Source organism: Streptomyces sp. NPDC096046 (genome assembly GCF_040303285.1).
GTDB lineage: Bacteria > Actinomycetota > Actinomycetes > Streptomycetales > Streptomycetaceae > Streptomyces.
In genome coordinates this window covers 1-16,185 of the sequence record NZ_JBEOSZ010000087.1, presented here as the reverse complement: position 1 = coordinate 16,185, position 16,185 = coordinate 1, and the positions used below count along the sequence as shown (strand labels likewise).

The 16,185-nt window shown below is 67.7% G+C and carries 12 protein-coding genes and 1 pseudogene; 6 read left to right on the top strand and 7 right to left on the bottom strand.

The window, feature by feature from the left end; genetic code table 11:
- Together ABTX62_RS36895 and ABTX62_RS36890 are read left to right on the top strand one after the other, a co-directional pair.
- Nucleotides 1-520 (top strand): IS5 family transposase (locus ABTX62_RS36895; RefSeq protein ID WP_352120273.1); only part of this gene is annotated, 520 nt, incomplete at its 5' end.
- A gap of 606 nt (nt 521-1,126) precedes the next feature.
- A pseudogene (locus ABTX62_RS36890) lies at nt 1,127-1,482 on the top strand (MBL fold metallo-hydrolase); the annotation flags it as partial.
- Here the strand turns inward: ABTX62_RS36890 and ABTX62_RS36885 are convergent.
- Nucleotides 1,472-3,574 carry a pentapeptide repeat-containing protein gene (locus ABTX62_RS36885; RefSeq protein ID WP_352120272.1) on the bottom strand — a complete coding sequence of 701 codons (2,103 nt, stop codon included), beginning with the start codon at nt 3,572-3,574 and terminating at the stop codon, nt 1,472-1,474. The pseudogene ABTX62_RS36890 and the gene ABTX62_RS36885 sit on opposite strands and share 11 nt — an antisense overlap.
- 128 nt (nt 3,575-3,702) lie before the next feature.
- The gene (locus tag ABTX62_RS36880) at nt 3,703-3,921 is read right to left on the bottom strand and encodes a hypothetical protein (RefSeq protein WP_352120271.1); all 219 of its coding nucleotides are present in this window, start codon (nt 3,919-3,921) and stop codon (nt 3,703-3,705) included.
- Nucleotides 3,922-4,596: 675 nt separating this feature from the next.
- On the opposite strand from ABTX62_RS36880, the gene ABTX62_RS36875 reads away from it, so the two are divergent.
- Both ABTX62_RS36875 and ABTX62_RS36870 read left to right on the top strand, forming a co-directional pair.
- The gene (locus tag ABTX62_RS36875; protein WP_352120270.1) at nt 4,597-4,875 is read left to right on the top strand and encodes a DUF6207 family protein; all 279 of its coding nucleotides are present in this window, start codon (nt 4,597-4,599) and stop codon (nt 4,873-4,875) included.
- 79 nt (nt 4,876-4,954) lie between these two features.
- The gene (locus ABTX62_RS36870) at nt 4,955-5,320 is read left to right on the top strand and encodes a PadR family transcriptional regulator (RefSeq protein ID WP_352120269.1); all 366 of its coding nucleotides are present in this window, start codon (nt 4,955-4,957) and stop codon (nt 5,318-5,320) included.
- A 783-nt stretch (nt 5,321-6,103) separates the two neighbouring features.
- Here the strand turns inward: ABTX62_RS36870 and ABTX62_RS36865 are convergent.
- Nucleotides 6,104-6,295 carry a helicase associated domain-containing protein gene (locus ABTX62_RS36865; RefSeq protein ID WP_352120268.1) on the bottom strand — a complete coding sequence of 64 codons (192 nt, stop codon included), beginning with the start codon at nt 6,293-6,295 and terminating at the stop codon, nt 6,104-6,106.
- Nucleotides 6,296-6,395: 100 nt separating this feature from the next.
- Here ABTX62_RS36865 and ABTX62_RS36860 point away from each other — a divergent pair, with 100 nt between their 5' ends.
- On the top strand, nt 6,396-7,226 hold the full coding sequence (locus ABTX62_RS36860) for a hypothetical protein (RefSeq protein WP_352120267.1): 831 nt from the start codon (nt 6,396-6,398) through the stop codon (nt 7,224-7,226).
- A 139-nt stretch (nt 7,227-7,365) separates the two neighbouring features.
- The gene (locus tag ABTX62_RS36855) at nt 7,366-8,511 is read left to right on the top strand and encodes a hypothetical protein (RefSeq protein WP_352120266.1); all 1,146 of its coding nucleotides are present in this window, start codon (nt 7,366-7,368) and stop codon (nt 8,509-8,511) included.
- A 275-nt stretch (nt 8,512-8,786) separates the two neighbouring features.
- Here ABTX62_RS36855 and ABTX62_RS36850 read toward each other — a convergent pair whose 3' ends face one another.
- The 4 genes from ABTX62_RS36850 to ABTX62_RS36835 form a co-directional block, all read right to left on the bottom strand.
- A complete protein-coding gene (locus ABTX62_RS36850) occupies nt 8,787-10,616 on the bottom strand; it encodes an SIR2 family protein (RefSeq protein WP_352120265.1) in 1,830 nt (609 codons plus the stop codon).
- Nucleotides 10,617-10,874: 258 nt separating this feature from the next.
- Nucleotides 10,875-11,129 (bottom strand): hypothetical protein, encoded by a 255-nt coding sequence (locus tag ABTX62_RS36845; RefSeq protein ID WP_352120264.1) that lies wholly within the window; start codon nt 11,127-11,129, stop codon nt 10,875-10,877.
- A 72-nt stretch (nt 11,130-11,201) separates the two neighbouring features.
- Entirely contained in the window at nt 11,202-11,996 is a 795-nt protein-coding gene (locus ABTX62_RS36840) for a helix-turn-helix domain-containing protein (RefSeq protein WP_352120263.1), read from the bottom strand.
- 886 nt (nt 11,997-12,882) lie between these two features.
- Nucleotides 12,883-15,405 carry a DEAD/DEAH box helicase gene (locus tag ABTX62_RS36835; RefSeq protein WP_352120262.1) on the bottom strand — a complete coding sequence of 841 codons (2,523 nt, stop codon included), beginning with the start codon at nt 15,403-15,405 and terminating at the stop codon, nt 12,883-12,885.
- Nucleotides 15,406-16,185 lie beyond the last annotated feature (780 nt).

Below are 16,185 nucleotides of genomic sequence, written 5' to 3'. Positions count from 1 at the left end.
TCGACTGGTCCAGGGCGTGCGTGGACGGCTCCCACATCCGCGCGAAAAAGGGGGCGCCGACACCGGCCCGTCGCCGGTCGACCGCCGGAAGACGGGCAGCAAACACCACCTGATCTGCGACGGACGCGGCACCCCGCTCAAAGTCATCACGACCGCGGCCAACGTCAACGACGTCACCCAGACCCTCGCCCTCATCGACGGCATCCCGCCCGTCGCCGGCCGCCCCGGCCGGCCCCGCAGAAGACCCGAGGCCCTGCTCGGCGACAAGGGCTACGACTCCAACCGCAACCGCGACGAGCTGCGCAGACGCCGGATCCTGCCCGTCATCTCCCGCAAAGGCGCCCCGAACATCCAGGGCATGGGCAAGCTCCGTTACGTCGTCGAGCAGACCTTCGCCCTGCTCCACCAGTTCAAACGGCTCGCCGTGCGATGGGAACGCCGCACCGAACTCCACGACGCGTTCGTATCCCTCGCCTGCAGCCTCATCTGCTGGAGGCGGCTCAAGAAGCACCGATCATGATCGTGTTACGAGCTCTAAGGCCCCACCAGTTCGCAGTTGTCGGACACCGTTCCCGAACACCCGAAGCGCCGCGTGAGACGCTCGCTGAGCAGTGTTCGGGAACCGATCGGTTCTTGGACGGCTCCCTCAGCTAGTGCCGCGGCAGGCAACGTTCGCCCCGTCGCGACGCCCGGCACGCACTCTCGCCGCACCGGGCGCAAGCCCAAGTACACCCAGTACGAGGGCTTGCACCCGGCACGCCGAGAGCACGCACCGGACGCCGCTCCTTGACGGGCAAACGTTGCCTGCCACGGCACTAGCTCTCGTTTGTCGATGTCTCGCCGCCGGGTTGCTCTAGCGGTTGAGGGTGCCCGTTTGTGCACCACGGATTGCTATCGGTGACACGGATGATCTCGCCATCCGTGTTCTCGAAGTCGGTGTACTTCTCGATGAGCGGTGCTCCGCAGTGGGGGTAGGCACACCGGCCTTCAATCTCGTTTTGACCATGCCACTGTCTCCCAGCCATGTTCCTAGCGTCTGCCTTCAGGGTGGTCCACGCACCCGGACGCCGCCCGGATCGGTAGGGTGTGGAGCAGGTCGACCACCGCCAGCCTCACAAGAAGCGCGCCCTTCGCCGGCCAGGTCGTCGGCTTCGTCCTGACGGGCGAGGGCCTGCCGACGGTCTACGTCAGCGGCGACAACGCCTCGCTCGACGCGGTCAGGGAGATCGCCGAGCGCTTCGCCCCGATCGACACCGCCCTCCTGTTCGCCGGCGCTCCCCGTTTCCCCATGGTCTTCGATGGCAACCTGATCGTCCTGGCAGTGCGCAGGCGGCCGAGGCCACCCGGATTCTCGACGCCCGCCGTGTCGTCCCGGTCCACCACGACAGCTGGGCCCAGTTCACCGAGGACCGCGACGAGTCACTTCAGATGGCCGCGGCTCTCTGTCTTCCCTGCCTTGCATGGGCGGTGGTCAGCGTTTGACGCGGCCGCGGACGGCGAGGACGGCCAAGCCTAGGAGGACGGGTTCGGCCAACCGGGAGGTCATTTCGGTGTAGGTGCCGGTGGTGGTGAGGTCCTGTCCGGAGGAGCGGAAGATGACCGAGTTGATCACCACCCGCAGCCCCTTTTCTAACCGTTCGGTGGTGACGCGTTCGGTCAGCGGACCGGTGGGGTTTACCGGGTCTGGGGTGTCGGTGGTCAGCTCGACCGTCTGTCCGACGGGAACCTGGAGCCCGGTGGTGGTCGGCTTCGGGTCATCGGCGGGCAGGCCCCACACCATCATCACCGCGATCGTGACGGCCATGGCCGCCCCCAGCCATGCCAGGGCGCGGGTGGCGCGCAGCCCGTATCCGGAGAATGCCCAGTAGAGGGCCAGCAGTGCGCGCTCGCCCCAGGGCCGGCCGGGATCGTGGCGGCGCATCTCGCATTCGCCGTAGTAGAAGTCGGCGGCGTCCGGCTCGTTCTTACCGTCCTCGAGGGACTTGCGCAACTGCCGGTACAACGCCGCCACCGCTGCCGGCTTCAGCTCTGGAGCATCCTGTAGCGGGCTAGTCCAGCCCCGTGCGGTGGCCCTGTCGGGGTGGCGGCCTGTGCGCACCCGCCAGTGGTGCTCCTCAGTCACGGTGTTACGCCGGCTCCACCGCCAGGGGAAGCGCCGACTCCAGCCGGTGGGGGTGGTGGCGAAGGTGCACCAGCCGTCCACCCTCAGCTGGTCGAGGTGGACGGCGCCGGCGAACCGGCACCTGCTTAGATCGACGTCGTGCAACACCAGGTGCGCAGCATCCACCCCGTCCATCGACACCAGGCGCACGCCAGGTTCGGCTCCGGACAGTGGTTCCTCCATCAGGTCGTCCATCGGTACCTCACGACCATGGCGACTGCGGATGAGTGTGCCGGGGTTGCAGGTGGGAAATGGGCTGGAGCGGGCGGCGACCAGCACCGGATACTCGATAACCGCGTCCCGCAGGTTCAGTTCGGCGTAGCGCAGGTACAGAGTGGCGGTCGCTGCCCACCGGGTGCGCGCACAGCTCACCTGACGCGCGACGATCTCCACCGTCACCGGCTGCTGGAACACCGCACGGTCCAGCACGACCTGCTTGGCGCAGACCAGCGGCCCTAAGCGGGGCGAGTCCTTGAACTGAGTCCCGCCGAACCGGGCGTCGCCGGTAAGCGTTGTCCAGTAAAACTGAGCGTTGCCCGTGAAAGTCGTCCCTTCGAAGTCGATGGTGTCGCTGAACTGCGCGTAGTCGAAGCGGACGTCGCCGGAGAAGGTCACCCTCGAGAACCAGGTTTCATGTGCGAAGTTCGCCCCATCGAACCGGGCGTCGCCGGTGAAGGTCGCCCTTGTGAACCAGGTTTCATGTGCGAAGTTCGCCCGGTTGAACCGGGTGTCACCAGTGAAGGTTACCCACTCGAACCAGGTCTCCCGTGGGAAGGTCGCCTCGTCGAACCGGGTGTCGCCGGTGAAGGTCGCCCTCGTGAACCAGGTGCCGCCGGTGGCGAAGGTCGCCCTGGTGAACCAGGTGCCGCTGGCAAAGGTCGCCTTCTGGAAGTCTACGAAGTGAGAAAAGGTCGCCTTGTCGAATCGGGCAACGCCGCTGAAGGTCGCTCCAGCAAACCCGGCTCTACCGGTGAAGGTCGCCTCGTCGAACCAGGCATCGCCGGTGAAGGTCGCCTTCTCGAACCGGGCTTCAGGCGGGAAGGCCACCCCACCAAACCGGGCAACGCCGCTGAAGGTCGCCCCACCAAACCGAGCGATGTCACTGAAGGTCGCCTCATCGAACCAGGCAGCGCCTATGTGGGGTGCACCGGTGGCGGGGTCGTCTAGGGCGGCGAGTAACTGGTCCAGCAGTTCAAGGGTGAAGGGGGTGCCGCGGTGGTCAATGTCGGCACCGGGTGACAGTGTCGCGAGGTATGCGGCGCGGTGGGCCTCATTTAGGTGGGCCAGGCAGGAGGTGTGGTCACCGACGCGGATGCCGCGACAACCGACTGAATCAGCCGATGTGGCGCCGTGGCCGCAGTACGCCCACCGCAGCGACCGACTGGACGGGGGTTCGGGTGTAGCAGTAGCCATGCCCCAAGGACGTACCGGCGTGGTCAAGTGGTTGCGGGAACCATGTCGTAGCGGGGCAGAAGATTGTGAACACCGGTGTGCCACGCCCACCGCATCCCGATCGCGGAAAGCTGCTACACCCGCTGTGGCTACTCCCAAGGCCTCGGTAGCGCGTTCCACAGGGCTCTGAGCCAGTCAGGCGGATTGGTGAGGAACTTGTCCACGAGCCGGGCCGTGATGGACCGGGCGACCCCCTGGGCGGCCCCTTGGGCTATCGCGGCGCTCAGGCCGGCACCGACAGCGGGCTGCTGCGGGACGGGCGCGAGGTCGGGCGGCTGGACGGGCGCGGGAGCGTTGTCCCGGGTCATGATGCTGCTCCCTTGAGCAGAGGGATCGAGGACAGCGGACACCTGTGGTGGTGTCGTCCGCGTGGGGGTGATGAGCGCCTCGCGGTCGGCGGTCCTGCGGCTCTCTGCCTGAGAGCGTCCCTGTGGGGTCGTAGCCCTGGCTCAGGGTGGCGTGTTCAGCGTAGCGGCGATCGGCGCGGGTGTTGCCCCGGCTGTGTGACGGGTGGTCATCGGTACTGCCTCCGACTTGAGTTCGACTGGCGGGCGGGACAGTGACAGGACTCGGGTGCTTGCGTCTCGTCCTGGCGGGCACGGCTCCTTCACCCCCTAGGGCTGGAAGCCCGGACCCGGACAGCAGCGACCTGGAGGAAAGATTTCGGGGCACGACGAAGGCCCGGACACCTGATCCGGGCCTTGCGCTGTCGAACTTCCTCTCGCTGGTCGAATGCCAGTAAGGGAGTCGGAGACCTACCGTCTCTCGCGCTCTTTCCGGGAGCGGTTGGCGACCCAGTCCGGATCGAGTACGGGTGCCAGCACCTGGGCGTCAGGGGCCGCGGTGCGCATGACGCCAGCTGATGCGCGGCAGGACGACGACCCGCGCCCGCGATCCGGCCCGCTGGGGCTGGTGCAGCGACAGTCCCTGACGGCCTGCCACTCGGTCGGGTGAAGACACGGCAGCGGCGGAACTCTCCCGGGGTGACCGGGCGTAGTGCGTACATGGACCCGATCCACGAGGCGCACGTGAGCGAGCCGGGCCTGCTCGTCGTCGACGTCGCGGCCGCCGACGCCGCCACCGCGCTCGCCTTCCAGCAGCTGCTCGCCGAACGGTGGGCAACCGCGACAGCGGAGAGGACGACGCGGGATGCGGGGGAGCCCGGCGTACGGCTGCGCTGCTACCTGGACCTACGTCAGCCGATCAGCCCGGTCGCCCCTGCCGAGGGCCTGCCACCAGCCAGCGCAGGCGCACCTCGGTGACGGGCCTGCGCCCGACGCCCACTCACGCCAGCAATCTACCTAGGTAGACGTCGCTCATCTACCTAGGTAGATTGCTGGCATGTCGGAACCGAAGATGACCCCACACACCCAGACGGTGCTTCGCGCGCTGCTCGGCCGGAGCGCTGACGGCGAGCGCCGCGCCGCGGTGCTCGCGGACGGGCTCTACGGCCTGGAGCTGTCGAAGATGACCGACCTGCCCAACGGCACCCTATTTCCCCTTCTCGAACGTCTCCGCCAGGCCGGATGGGTTGAGCGCTACTGGGAGGAGGACGACACCGCCGAGGCTGAGGGCCGCCCCCGCCGCCGCTTCTACCGCCTCACTGACAAGGGCGCTGAACAAGCCTCGTACGCTCTTGCTGCGGCCACCGTCGCTACGACCAGCAGCGCCCCCGCACGCCCAGGACTTGTTGAGGGTGCGCTGTGAGAATCTCGTTTCGCAAAGCACCAACAACAGATCGAGACCTGTCTGGCGCAGCCGTTCGGCTCGCCATCGAACTCGCGGGCTTGAGCCACTGCTCCGAGGCGCGTACCAGTGAGAACAGCTTTCACTACACCGTGAGGCTTGTCGGTATGAAGGCCGGCCGACTGGTAGATGGGCAAAGCGTGGTAGTGAGCAAGGAAGCCGTGAGGCAGTACGACGAACAACGTCGCGGGGTTGTCGTCGCGACCGGGCAGCTGGAGGTCGGCATCGTGCCCGCGCTGCCTTCCGGGGCAGCTGAGCCGGTGAGGTGGCTGGACCGTCTGCTGCGATGCGCTACGCGGCTGCTGCCGTTAGACGAGCGGAAAGACTGGCTGGAGGAGCAACAAGGCTATCTCGCCGACCTCTCTTCGCGGCGGTCCCGTTGGTCGTGGGTCCTTCGGCAGCTCACCGCCATGCCACGGTACGCGTACACGGTGCGCACGGGACGGGAGAGGGAGTCTGCATGACGCCCCCACCCGGACCTCAAGGACGAGTCTCCGAGCCGCTGCTTTCGCAGCGTGCCGTACTTGTGCTTGTGACGGCCGCCTTCCTCGGGACAATTGTCGGCATGCTGACCCTCTTCAGCACAGGCAACGCGGCGGGTGCCGTACTCGCCAGCGTCTCTACAGCAGGCGCGAGCATCCTCGGGCTGCATGCGCTGATCGGCTACTGACACCACCTACGTCCTCACCAGAGGTGTGGGGCCGGACAGAACCACCCTGTCGGCCCCACTGCCTGTCGGTACAGCTACGCCCACCGCATTCCGATCGTGGACAGCTGCTCTCCCCGCTCCGGCGACAGCGTCGAGGCCCGGCTGCGCTGGTTCCCGATGAGCTCCCGCTTCTCCTGGTCCTCGCCGACGATCCGTTCGACGTGCTTCCGAGGTACCCGCAGGTGCCCCTCGCGCTCGTAGAACTGCTTGGCGGCCTCGTAGTTCATCGCCACCGTGCGCTGACCCGCCGGCTCCCCGAAAATCCACTGCGGCCCGGGTCGGTTGACCTGCCACCATCAGGCAGGAGCTCATTCAGGCAAGGGAACGATGGCCAACTTCCGATTCTCGAACGACTACACCGTCAACATTCGGGCGCAGCGGCACGTCAACTTCTTCCAAGGCTGGGACGTACACCGTCTCGCCCTGACCTTTGAGGTGACTGCCCACGGCGACTACACCGCGGACGCGCCGTTTTCTGTCTCCGGCGCCCTCTGGACGCACGAGACACCAGGCCTCGCGAGCTGGATCGGCGTCCTCCACACACCGCGGCCGGTCGGGCTGAAGTCCTTCGCCACGAACCTCACGCTCGAGACGAGCGTGACCGACCAGCAGCTGCGCGGACTGGAAAAGACGCGGGCGGGCAACGACCTCGCCTTGCGCGCCGAACTCTCCCTGACCGCACTGGCAGAGACGAAGCACTGGCCCGTCGCCGACGACCAGGAGATCATCCGCGTCCCGCACGCGACGTGGAGTAACGCCCTCACCCAGCTCGATGCCGGCGCCTTCGTCGACGTCCTCATCCCGGTCACCACCGTGGAGGCCCGGGCCACCGGCGCGCGACGGATCCGCGAGGCGAAGACCGCGATCCGTGACGGACGGTACGAGCACGCCGTTGCCCTCGCCCGAGCGGCCCTCGATCCCGTACGTGAAGCATGCAATACCCGGAGGGTCCACGACCAGGCGGTGCAGAAGAAGGCCGGGGAACGGGACCAGGAGGAGCGCTGGGCGATGCTCACCCAGAGCGCCTACGCGCTGTTCAGCGGCGCATCGCACGACGACTCTGGCACCACCGAGGACTTCACCTGGACCCGCGCCGACGCCATCGCGGCCGTCGCCACCGCCGCCAGTCTGCTCGCCCGGCTGGAAGACCTGCCGTAGCGCCAAAGGACGCACAAGGATCCAGTCCGGCTCCGCTTGGCTGGTCCATTGCCACCAGTCCGGCGGCGCCCCCAGCTGGCTGCTACCGACGGCACCCGCTACCCCCACTCCTGTCCGACCGGCGGCTTGGAGGCCGATGATGACCCGAAGCCTGTTTGACCTCGCCCGGAAGATGACGCTGGAGAAGGTCAGCCGCGAGTTCCGCGACTTCAGCGGAGCGCACGCGTACACCGCCGCGCGCCGCCTCATGGATGAGACGTTCGCTGACTTTCCGGACGTCGACCACAGCTTCGTCCGCGAGTTTCAGACTGCAGGCTTCTCCGCTCGCGTCTTCGAGCTTGCCCTCTTCGCCGCCCTGCGCGAACAGGGCAAGGAACTGGACCGCACCAGCCCCGCACCGGACTTCCTGACGACCGGCGACACTCCTGTGGCCATCGAAGCGACGACCACCAACCCGCCACAGGGGGAGACGGCCGACGACGAAGACATCGCCGCTGCAGTACGTCGGCTCATCCCCGACGACATGGAGGAAGCACAGGCGGAGTTCACCATGCAGATCGGTAAAGCCCTGCGCCGCAAGCTCGAACACCGCGATGCGCAGGGCCACGCCTACTGGGAGAAGCCGCACGTCAAAGGCGTCCCCTTCGTGATCGCCGTGCAGTCCTTCCACAACCCCAGCGCCCTGATCCACACCGTCAGCTCCCTGGCGACCTACCTCTACGGGATCCGGGACATAGCCACCCGCGACAGCGATGGCTCGCTCATGCTGAACTCCCAAGTCGTCACAGAACACCGGCACAAGCACAAGACCATCCCGAGCGGCCTGTTCGCTCAGCCCGAAGCTGAGCACCTAGCCGCCGTGATCTTCACCAATAGCGCCACCGTGTCGAAGTTCTCCCGCATGGGAACCGAACGCGGCTACGGGCCGGAAGACGTGGTCATGGCCCGCGTCGGCCTTGCGTACGACCCTGACCCGAACGCGTCCGTGGCCGTGCCCTTCGGCTATGTCATCGGTGACTACGGGCCGCAGGACCACGAGACTTTCAGCGAGGGCTTCCACGTACTGCACAATCCGTGGACCCGCACACCCATCGGAGCCGGCGCCCTGGATGGCTTCACCGAGCACCGCCTTCAGCCAGACGGCAGGACACTCACCACCATCCGCCATCCCGACTACTACCTCTCCCGAACTTGGATCTTGCAAGGCGAAGACGGCGGAAACCCAGTGCAGACGGCCCGCCGCCGTGTTCAGCAGTACCTGGCAGGCCCGAAAGGCGCTCGATAAGAGCGAAGCTGATCGAAGCCACCCGCACACCCGCCAGTGGTTGGAAGCGCGACCAGCTCGCCGCCTGGGGCGTCCCGTGGTTCCGCCCAAGAGATGGAAGGACGAGCTGGCCGAGCGTTGGAAGGCCGCATGTCAGGACGGCGCGCCGCTGCTTCTGCCCAGCTCAACCCCCGCCGACTTCGGCTGACCGACGACAGCGGGGCAGGGAAGGATCAGCCTGCCCGGCCCCGCTGCTGGGACAGGTACGCGGTCCCCACACGACCTCGAAGGCTGGCTCACCATCTTCTGCCGTGCTGGCTCCTCCACTCGGTGAGCGCGGAGAGGGCCTTCTGAGCGCGGGGGAGCTGTCCTCCAAAGGCGCCGGCGCGCAGGAGCGGCCACGTTTCGGTGAGTTCCTCCGCGATGACGCTGGCGAGGCCGTTGTTGTCGTGGCCCCATGCAGAGCTGAGGAAGAATTCTCCGGACCAGGGGTAGGCGAAGAATTCACTGTCGGTGTCCATGGCGACCATGGACACTAGGAACTCGAACCGGTTGCAGGCTTCGCTGTAGGCGGCGTCGCTGGTCTCGATGAGTCGGAAGGGCTCGCGCAGCGTTTCCTTCAGCCAGTTGCTCTGGGGGTAGAGAAACCTCCCCCCGTTCCCGGACGGGTGCATGTCGTGTATCCCGTCGGCAATGAGGACTCGGTTGGGGTTGAGGTACCACGCTGGCCCCAGACGGGCGTGGCCGGAGTTCGGCAAGGCCCACTCCGGGTGGTAGAGGACGGTGGCCAGCAGTTCCTCGCGGCGGTTGAGGACGGCGGCGACGCCGATCGTCCAGGTGGCCAGCAGCGCCGGAAGGTGACGCACCTTCTCCAAGTACTCATTGAAGGGACTCGGTGAGGTGTCGCGCAGGCGGGCGAGGCGCTCGACGGCGCGCTGCCACACGTGGTCGTGGGTGCCGTCGTCGTGGAAGACGCCGGTGGCCAGCAGGTGCAGCAAGATTTCGCTGTCAGCCCGGTAGCCGCGGACGTTGGACCCGAAGGTGTCGGCCCAGGTCGCGGACGTGGCAAACACCGGCCTGTGCTCGGGCGTGCTGCGGCCGACGATCTGGGTGACGGCTTGATCGACGAGGTCGAACAACTCGATCCGGCGTAGAGGGTCGGGCAGGGCTCGCTTGAGCTGTACGACGGCGACGTCCCGGGTAATGGGCGCGGTGGTCAGCCGGTCCAGGGCTTCGACGCGGCTCACGAGACCGGTGAACAGCTCGTCCGCACTCATGCCGTCGATCACCACCGCGCCGTGCTGCGCGGTAAGACCCCGGGCGGCGTCGCTGAACCGGCCGTACTGCGACCAGAACAGCGGGTATCGGCGAGACCGAGTCCCCTGGACTGCGCGGACGAGTGCCTTGTCCCAGTCCGCGGACCAGCCGCACACGATCAGCCCGTACTCGTCCAGGACCCGCTCCAGGAGCTGCTGGAGTTCCTCGGGGTAGGTCTCCAGCTCGTCGACCGTGTTGCGCTGCTCCAGGTCGGCGTAGTCCCCGTGCAACTTGATCACGGTGACCTGGCTGTGCGCGAGCGGCTTCATACCCTTGATCTGCTCCGGACGGCTCACCACCTGCGGCGAGATCCCGACCTCCTGCAGCGCCCGCTCGGTCAGCCGGTCGAAGTTGGTGGTGAGGATGACCCGGACGCTGCCGCGCTTGACCAGCTGGGCGATGGCCCGGTGCCCGGCGGTTGGGCCCTTGCTGTCCTCCTGGCCTTCCTCGGGTTCGAAGTATTCCGCGAGCATGGCCTGGCGGGAGGCCGGCATCGGCGCCGCGGCTGCCAGCAGCGCCGAGTAGCCAAGGGGCTCGCTGGTGTTGGCCTCCCACCACTTCTCGGGGTCGGCGGCGGCTTCGGCGCGGGCATCGGGGTTGTCGGGGTCGCGGACGGCGGCGACCTTCCCGACGATGTCCTGCACGACCCCCCAGCCGGTCTTCACCCCCGAGGCGATCGAGATACCCGCACCCAGCAGCAGCGCGTACACGCCCGGGCTGGAGTGCACGTTCAACGCCATGGCCATCGCAGGCTCGATCAGCCCCCCGGCCGGGATGGCGACCGTGCCGATCGCGCTCTCGCTCTCCATGTGTGACCCTCCCGAGGACGGCTCGCCCGGCAGGCGAAGTCCCGCCGTGAGAGGCAGCATACCGCGTTAATCGTCAAATTGACGAGAACTGGGCGGGTTGTCACATCGATCGCACGCCGCCGCACTCACCGACACCGCGCCGCTCAGTCCCGACCGGCACACGCCGGTCGGGGTTGGTTGTCGGCGTACAAGTGGACGTGCGTCGGGCGGCCAGTGCCGCACCGAGCCGTGCTCGCACCCGTCTTCCGCGAGGTCCAGTCAGCGTTTCGTCAGTGCGAGGACGATGCCGAACACGGTGAGGGGGACTGTGATCACAGTGGCCGCCGTTCCCAGGGGGATGGCCAGTGACGGGTGCTGCCAGGACAGATACAGGACGAAGCCCCCCAGCATCAGCAGCACGATCACGGACATGCAGGCGACCAGGACGACTATGTCCGGGCTGGAGCGGGAGCGGGAATTGTCCCGGTCCTCCGCAATGTCGGGGCGGTCAGGGGGTTCGGTGGGGTCGGTCACGTTGTTCTCCTGGGATGTCGTCGTGGTCTTCTGGATGCCCGGAACGGGGACTCAGGGGGCCGGGGCTGCCGGTTACTCGTCCAGGGCGTCAGGCGGCGTCTGCTGCGCGGCCTGCCACAGGCGCCGCAACCGTGCGACGTCGCCGCGGAGGGCCTTCGTGAGAGCCGCTGTCGCGGTCCAGCTGAGGCTGTCTGGCCTTGTTGTTGGCTGGCCGGACAGCAGGGCCGTGACGGTGCGCATCTCCTCCGCGGAGAGGCCAGCCAGTCTGTCGGTGAGCGTCGCGAGCGGTGGCCGCGCGCAGGCCAGGTGCAGGCCGCGAAGAGCGCCGGCGAACCGGGCGAGAGCCCTTTCACGCGGCTGGCTCAGCGAGTCCGGCGGGACGCCGTTGGCCGCTCTCCAGAGTTCGAACACGTCGCCCGGGTCTATCTCGAAGGCACGGGCGAAACCCTGGACCGTAGGCCAGGACGGGCACCGTTCCCCCGACATGATCCGATAGGCGTACGAGGGAGAGATGCCGGCCCACAGCGCCGTCGTCCGGACGCTCACTCCCGAGGCGCGGTGCAGATGAGAAAGAGCCCGGGCCAGGGCGTCACGGGCGGGGTCGAGGCTGTGCGGCTCCGCCTTGAGCGGCAGGACGGGAGACTCGCCATCAGCGATCTGGCCCATGTCAGCAGAGGGGACTGACGCGGGACGCCGTTGCCTCCTGTTCTTGACGATGCGGGCGACCTGCGACTTCGAGTACCGGTTCTTCAGTGAGCCCGGGCTCACGGCGGTCACGGCGGCGATGTCCGACCAGTCGACACCGCGGTCGAGCGCGCTGCGCACCGCGACGGCGATGAAGTCGTCGAGGTCTCTCTGGACGGCCATGTAGTGGCGGATAGCCTCCAATGGCAAAGCTGGCACCGGGAGAGACGCGACCTGGGCCAGCTTCCGAGCCCGGCTCGCCACCGACTGGCTGATGAGCTTGACTTCTCGCTGATAGGTCACTGACGAGGACGAAGAGTTCCGGGTGCGGAACGCGGAGGATCGGCATCGCGGAGAGCAGTACCGCGGAACACGGCCGCTACCCTTCCGGCGCTCGAAAAGACATCCGCATGACGTGCAAGTGATCGATTTACTTTTTCCTGGCATGGCGACGTGTCATATCCGGACGACGTGAGGCAAAAACGAATCCGTGTGGCGTGAGTCACGCTTCGCAAGATTCGTTTTCGCGGTGGACGGTTATCGGAGCCCGCAGCGCAACGAAATGCCGAGCGCACACCCGTTGGCGGTACTCGCCGACAGGACAGCGGACCTCGTCCGCTGAGTCGCTTTCAGGGACGAATCAGCAGGTGAACAAGCTGATGGAGTCAGCGCCGCATGACAGGGCGCGGTGCCAAACGGCACGCAATTTCGTTGTGGGGGTCCCGACGTTCCGTGTTGCCAGGAGGGTCGACACACTGAGCGTTCTGCTACTTGCCAATTCAGCGTGCTACGGTCGAACCCACTGAGTAGAGCCCCTGAGGCTCTGCCAGGTGGAAGCGAATGAGAGGGCACGAGAGCTCCTTTCGTTACGCAACTGCCAGAGGACGGAAGGGCCGCGAGAAACGGCCGCTAACCCACCCTCGGGGCCCTTCCGGTAGGCAGACCCTAACGCAGAGCGTGCACGTAGAGCGACGAATCGTGACTTCAGGTTCGGACACGTAAAATGCCTCCCTCTACAGGGAGTTGAGTCCCGCGCCCAGCGGTCGAGCCCTCCGGCGTACCCACCCGTCTACGTCCAGCGCATTCCGATGGCGGACAGCTGCTCGCGCCGGTCCTCCGGTAGCATCGCCACGCGCGAGCGCTGGTTGCTGACCCATGCACCGAGCCGATGCTGCCGTTCCTCCTGGTCCTCGCCGACGATCCGCTCGATGTGCTTCCTCGGTACGCGAAGGTGCCCTTCGCGGTCGTAGTACTGCTTGGCGGCGGCGTAGTGCATGGCCCATTTGTCGGCCTGCGTGCGGCGCGGCTTCGGCTTCTCGTCCTCGGTGGCGGGCTCGATTCCGAGGACCTGTTCGCACATCCACTGCTGCACGGTCGTGAGTTGGTCCCAGCCGAGCCGGACCGACTGCACCCACCGCCCGAGGTCCTCGCCCTGGCGCAGAACTTCGCCCGTCTCGGTGGGCAGCGCCTCACCGGCGTCCAGGTGCATCCGGACCAGGTGGAAGCACCGCTGCCATGTCACCGGCCAGCTCGGGCACCAGGACGCGTCGATCTCCTCCAGCTGCTCGCGCCGCTCGTCCGACAGCGCCCCGGCCGCCGACTCCACCGGCAGCCCCTCCGCACGCCGCTGCTCGATCTCGGCAGCCTTCCGGGCGGCGGCCCGCGCGTTCTTCAGAAAGATGCCCACCTTCGCGCCCTGGTAGGTGGCGTCCAGCGGGGCCAGGAGGTGGCCGTGTTCGGCCGCCCACCCGCGCGCGGCGGACAGACCTTCCTCCCACGCGACGTCGAAGTGGCTCCAGATCATTCCCAGCTTCTCCAGCTGCGCGACGCGATCCTCGTCCATGTCCCCGCGGGCATAGAAGCGGCGAGCGTCGGCGGTCCACTGCCCAAGTGGGAACCCGGCGAGCGAGGCCGGCCACCCCTCGGCTTCCGCCTCCTGGTCGTCGACGGCAGGAACGCGGAACGTGAACGGCACCTTCAAATCGCCGTGCACACGGGCGTAGATGACGGCCGCCTCCACGCCGCGCCGCCAGTGCTCGTGCTCCGGGTTGAGGACCCGCAGGTTGATGAACGCGGCCAGGGCGGCCGGGTCGCGGGGCGTGGAGAACTTCAGCAGCGCCTTGGCGGGGCCACTGACGCCCCCGGAGCCCTCACCGCTCCCACCCGTGCTTTTCCCGCTCTCGTCCTTGGCTACGGGCTTGTAGCGGCTCGGGGCCTGCTGCTCCGCGAGGCTCTCCACGATCCGCGCGTCGTGCGCCCGCAGCGCCTCCAACAGCTTGGCCAACCCGCCGAACGCCCGGGACGTGAGCATGTTGTCCGCCGTCTCACCCGGCCCGAGCAGCACCGGCACCACCAGGCTTGCCACCTTGCCCTCGCCCGGCTGCATCCGCAGCGCCCGCCCCACCGCCTGGACCAGGTCCGGCATCGACCCGCGCACATCTGCCCAGTACACGGAGTCACATTTTTTGGTGTCGACCCCCTCACCCAAGACCTTCACCGAGCACAGGAAGCACTTCTCCACGACGGTGCCGTCCGTGGTGATCCCTTCGGCGAACTCGCCCAGCAGACGCCGCCGGTGGAGCGGCTTGTGGTCGCCACAGAGCCAGTCCGCCCAGATCGTCTTGGGGTACAGCTCGGGGTCGGATGCGTGCAGCTGCGCGGCTACGTCGGGAAGGCCGGCCGCGAACGCTTCGGCCTCGCGGACCTGGTGGTGGAAGACCAGCGTGCTGCGGAAGCCCTCCTCGGCCGACGCCTTCACCAGGGCGGTCTGCAGAGCCGCGAGCCGGGCCCCACGGACCTCTGGCGAGCGGCCTTCGGCGCCCAGGAGCTGCGCGGCCTGGAGCGCGGTGTCGGTGACGTCCACGCATACGACCTGGTAGGGGGCACAGATTCCCCTGTCGATGGCCTCCGAGAGCGTCAAAGTGAACGCCCTGCTGCCGAAGGGACCGTCGGGGTCGTCTTCCATGCTCGCGACCAGCTCGCCGGGTGCGCCGGCCTCGTCCTCGTCCCCGAGCTGCCACAGCCGGGGCGTGGCCGTCATGTACAGGCGGCGCAGGGACGGGATCTTCTGGTTGTCGTGAACGACCGCCCACGGCTTCCCGATCCGGCCGGAAACCCGGTGGGCTTCGTCCACGATGATCAGGTCCCAAGCCGACAAACCCGCAGCGTGCGCCCGCTCCAGCGTGCCGAGCCCGAGCGAGGCGTACGTGGCGTACACGGTGACCTTGTCCAGGCCGCGCGTCCACTCCACCAGCTCGTCCACGTCCGTGGTGTTGGGGAAGGACACCTCCTCGCCTCGCAGCGAGGACACCCCGATCATCGGCCCCCGGCGGCCCCCCTCGCGCCACGCGGCCTCGGTCTGGGCGAGCAGGTCCAGCGAGGGCACGAGCACCAGCACACGGCCCGCGTGGAGCTCCTCCGCGCTGCGGACCGCCACCCGGGTCTTCCCGGACCCGGTCGCCATGATCACCTGTGTCCGCAGACCCCGCTCCGGCACTAGCGATCTTGCAGGCAGTTCGAGGGCACGGAGTACCGCGTCAATGGCTTCTCGCTGGGCTGCCTCTCGCTGGTCAGCGCGGTCTGTGCTCGACATATTCGCCTGCCTTCTCCTGGGGTGCCGCCCGGTCGATTCGAGCGGCGGGAAACGGGAAACCTGCACGTAGAGGAGCCCCAAGGGCTACGGTTGGACTGACGCGATCGGCTGGTTGCTCTCCCTCACCGGAGCATCGGCAAGGCCGTGGGATGGATCTCGATAACCCTTCGGAGCGGTCCGGGGTGGTGTGCTCTGAGTCCAGAGTCTATCTCGCCATCAAAAATGAAGCACATGGAGCCCCAAAATTCCCTCTAACGTGGCTGAAAGCTGTTAGTCTTGCCTTATCGCAACCCAATCAAAAGCCTTGACGCCCCCTCAGTCCCCGGCCCCTCTGCGAGGGGCCGGGGTTCCCGCGCCCCGTCACCCGCCCGACCACCCGTCACCTCCCTTCCTCTTGCTGCTGCTTGTGCGTAAGCCCTGCGGGTGGGCCGCGCGGAGCGTGGCACGCCTTGCCAGCACGGGAGTTGGGCGGTCCGCCCTGGGTGGCTGGAGCGCAGCGGAGGCCACCGGCTGGCCGGAGGCCGGCCGCGCCTCGCAACGCGAGGCGCTTGCCCTGCGGTTGGCGGTCGCGCGGAGCGCGTGCCGCCTGGCGGTGAGCGGAGCGAGCCGCATCCGCTCACGCGGAGCGGGAGCGGTCGGGGCGCGGAGCGCCCCGCCTCGCTTCTTCGGGCGCAGCCCGAAGGGATGCTCGGCCCTGCCCCTGCCGCGCCGGGCCTTGTCCCTGCCCTGCTCCGCCGTGGGCTCCGCCGCCTCACCGCGCGGGGAACCCGCCGGAGCCGA

What these genes read in the sequence shown, in the direction of transcription:
- ABTX62_RS36885 (WP_352120272.1), bottom strand. Translation starts at nt 3,574, where the DNA reads ATGGCTACTGCTACACCCGAACCCCCGTCCAGTCGGTCGCTGCGGTGG.
- ABTX62_RS36880 (WP_352120271.1), bottom strand. Translation starts at nt 3,921, where the DNA reads ATGACCCGGGACAACGCTCCCGCGCCCGTCCAGCCGCCCGACCTCGCG.
- ABTX62_RS36870 (WP_352120269.1), top strand. Translation starts at nt 4,955, where the DNA reads ATGTCGGAACCGAAGATGACCCCACACACCCAGACGGTGCTTCGCGCG.
- ABTX62_RS36865 (WP_352120268.1), bottom strand. Translation starts at nt 6,295, where the DNA reads ATGAACTACGAGGCCGCCAAGCAGTTCTACGAGCGCGAGGGGCACCTG.
- ABTX62_RS36860 (WP_352120267.1), top strand. Translation starts at nt 6,396, where the DNA reads ATGGCCAACTTCCGATTCTCGAACGACTACACCGTCAACATTCGGGCG.
- ABTX62_RS36855 (WP_352120266.1), top strand. Translation starts at nt 7,366, where the DNA reads ATGACCCGAAGCCTGTTTGACCTCGCCCGGAAGATGACGCTGGAGAAG.
- ABTX62_RS36850 (WP_352120265.1), bottom strand. Translation starts at nt 10,616, where the DNA reads ATGGAGAGCGAGAGCGCGATCGGCACGGTCGCCATCCCGGCCGGGGGG.
- ABTX62_RS36840 (WP_352120263.1), bottom strand. Translation starts at nt 11,996, where the DNA reads ATGGCCGTCCAGAGAGACCTCGACGACTTCATCGCCGTCGCGGTGCGC.
- ABTX62_RS36835 (WP_352120262.1), bottom strand. Translation starts at nt 15,405, where the DNA reads ATGTCGAGCACAGACCGCGCTGACCAGCGAGAGGCAGCCCAGCGAGAA.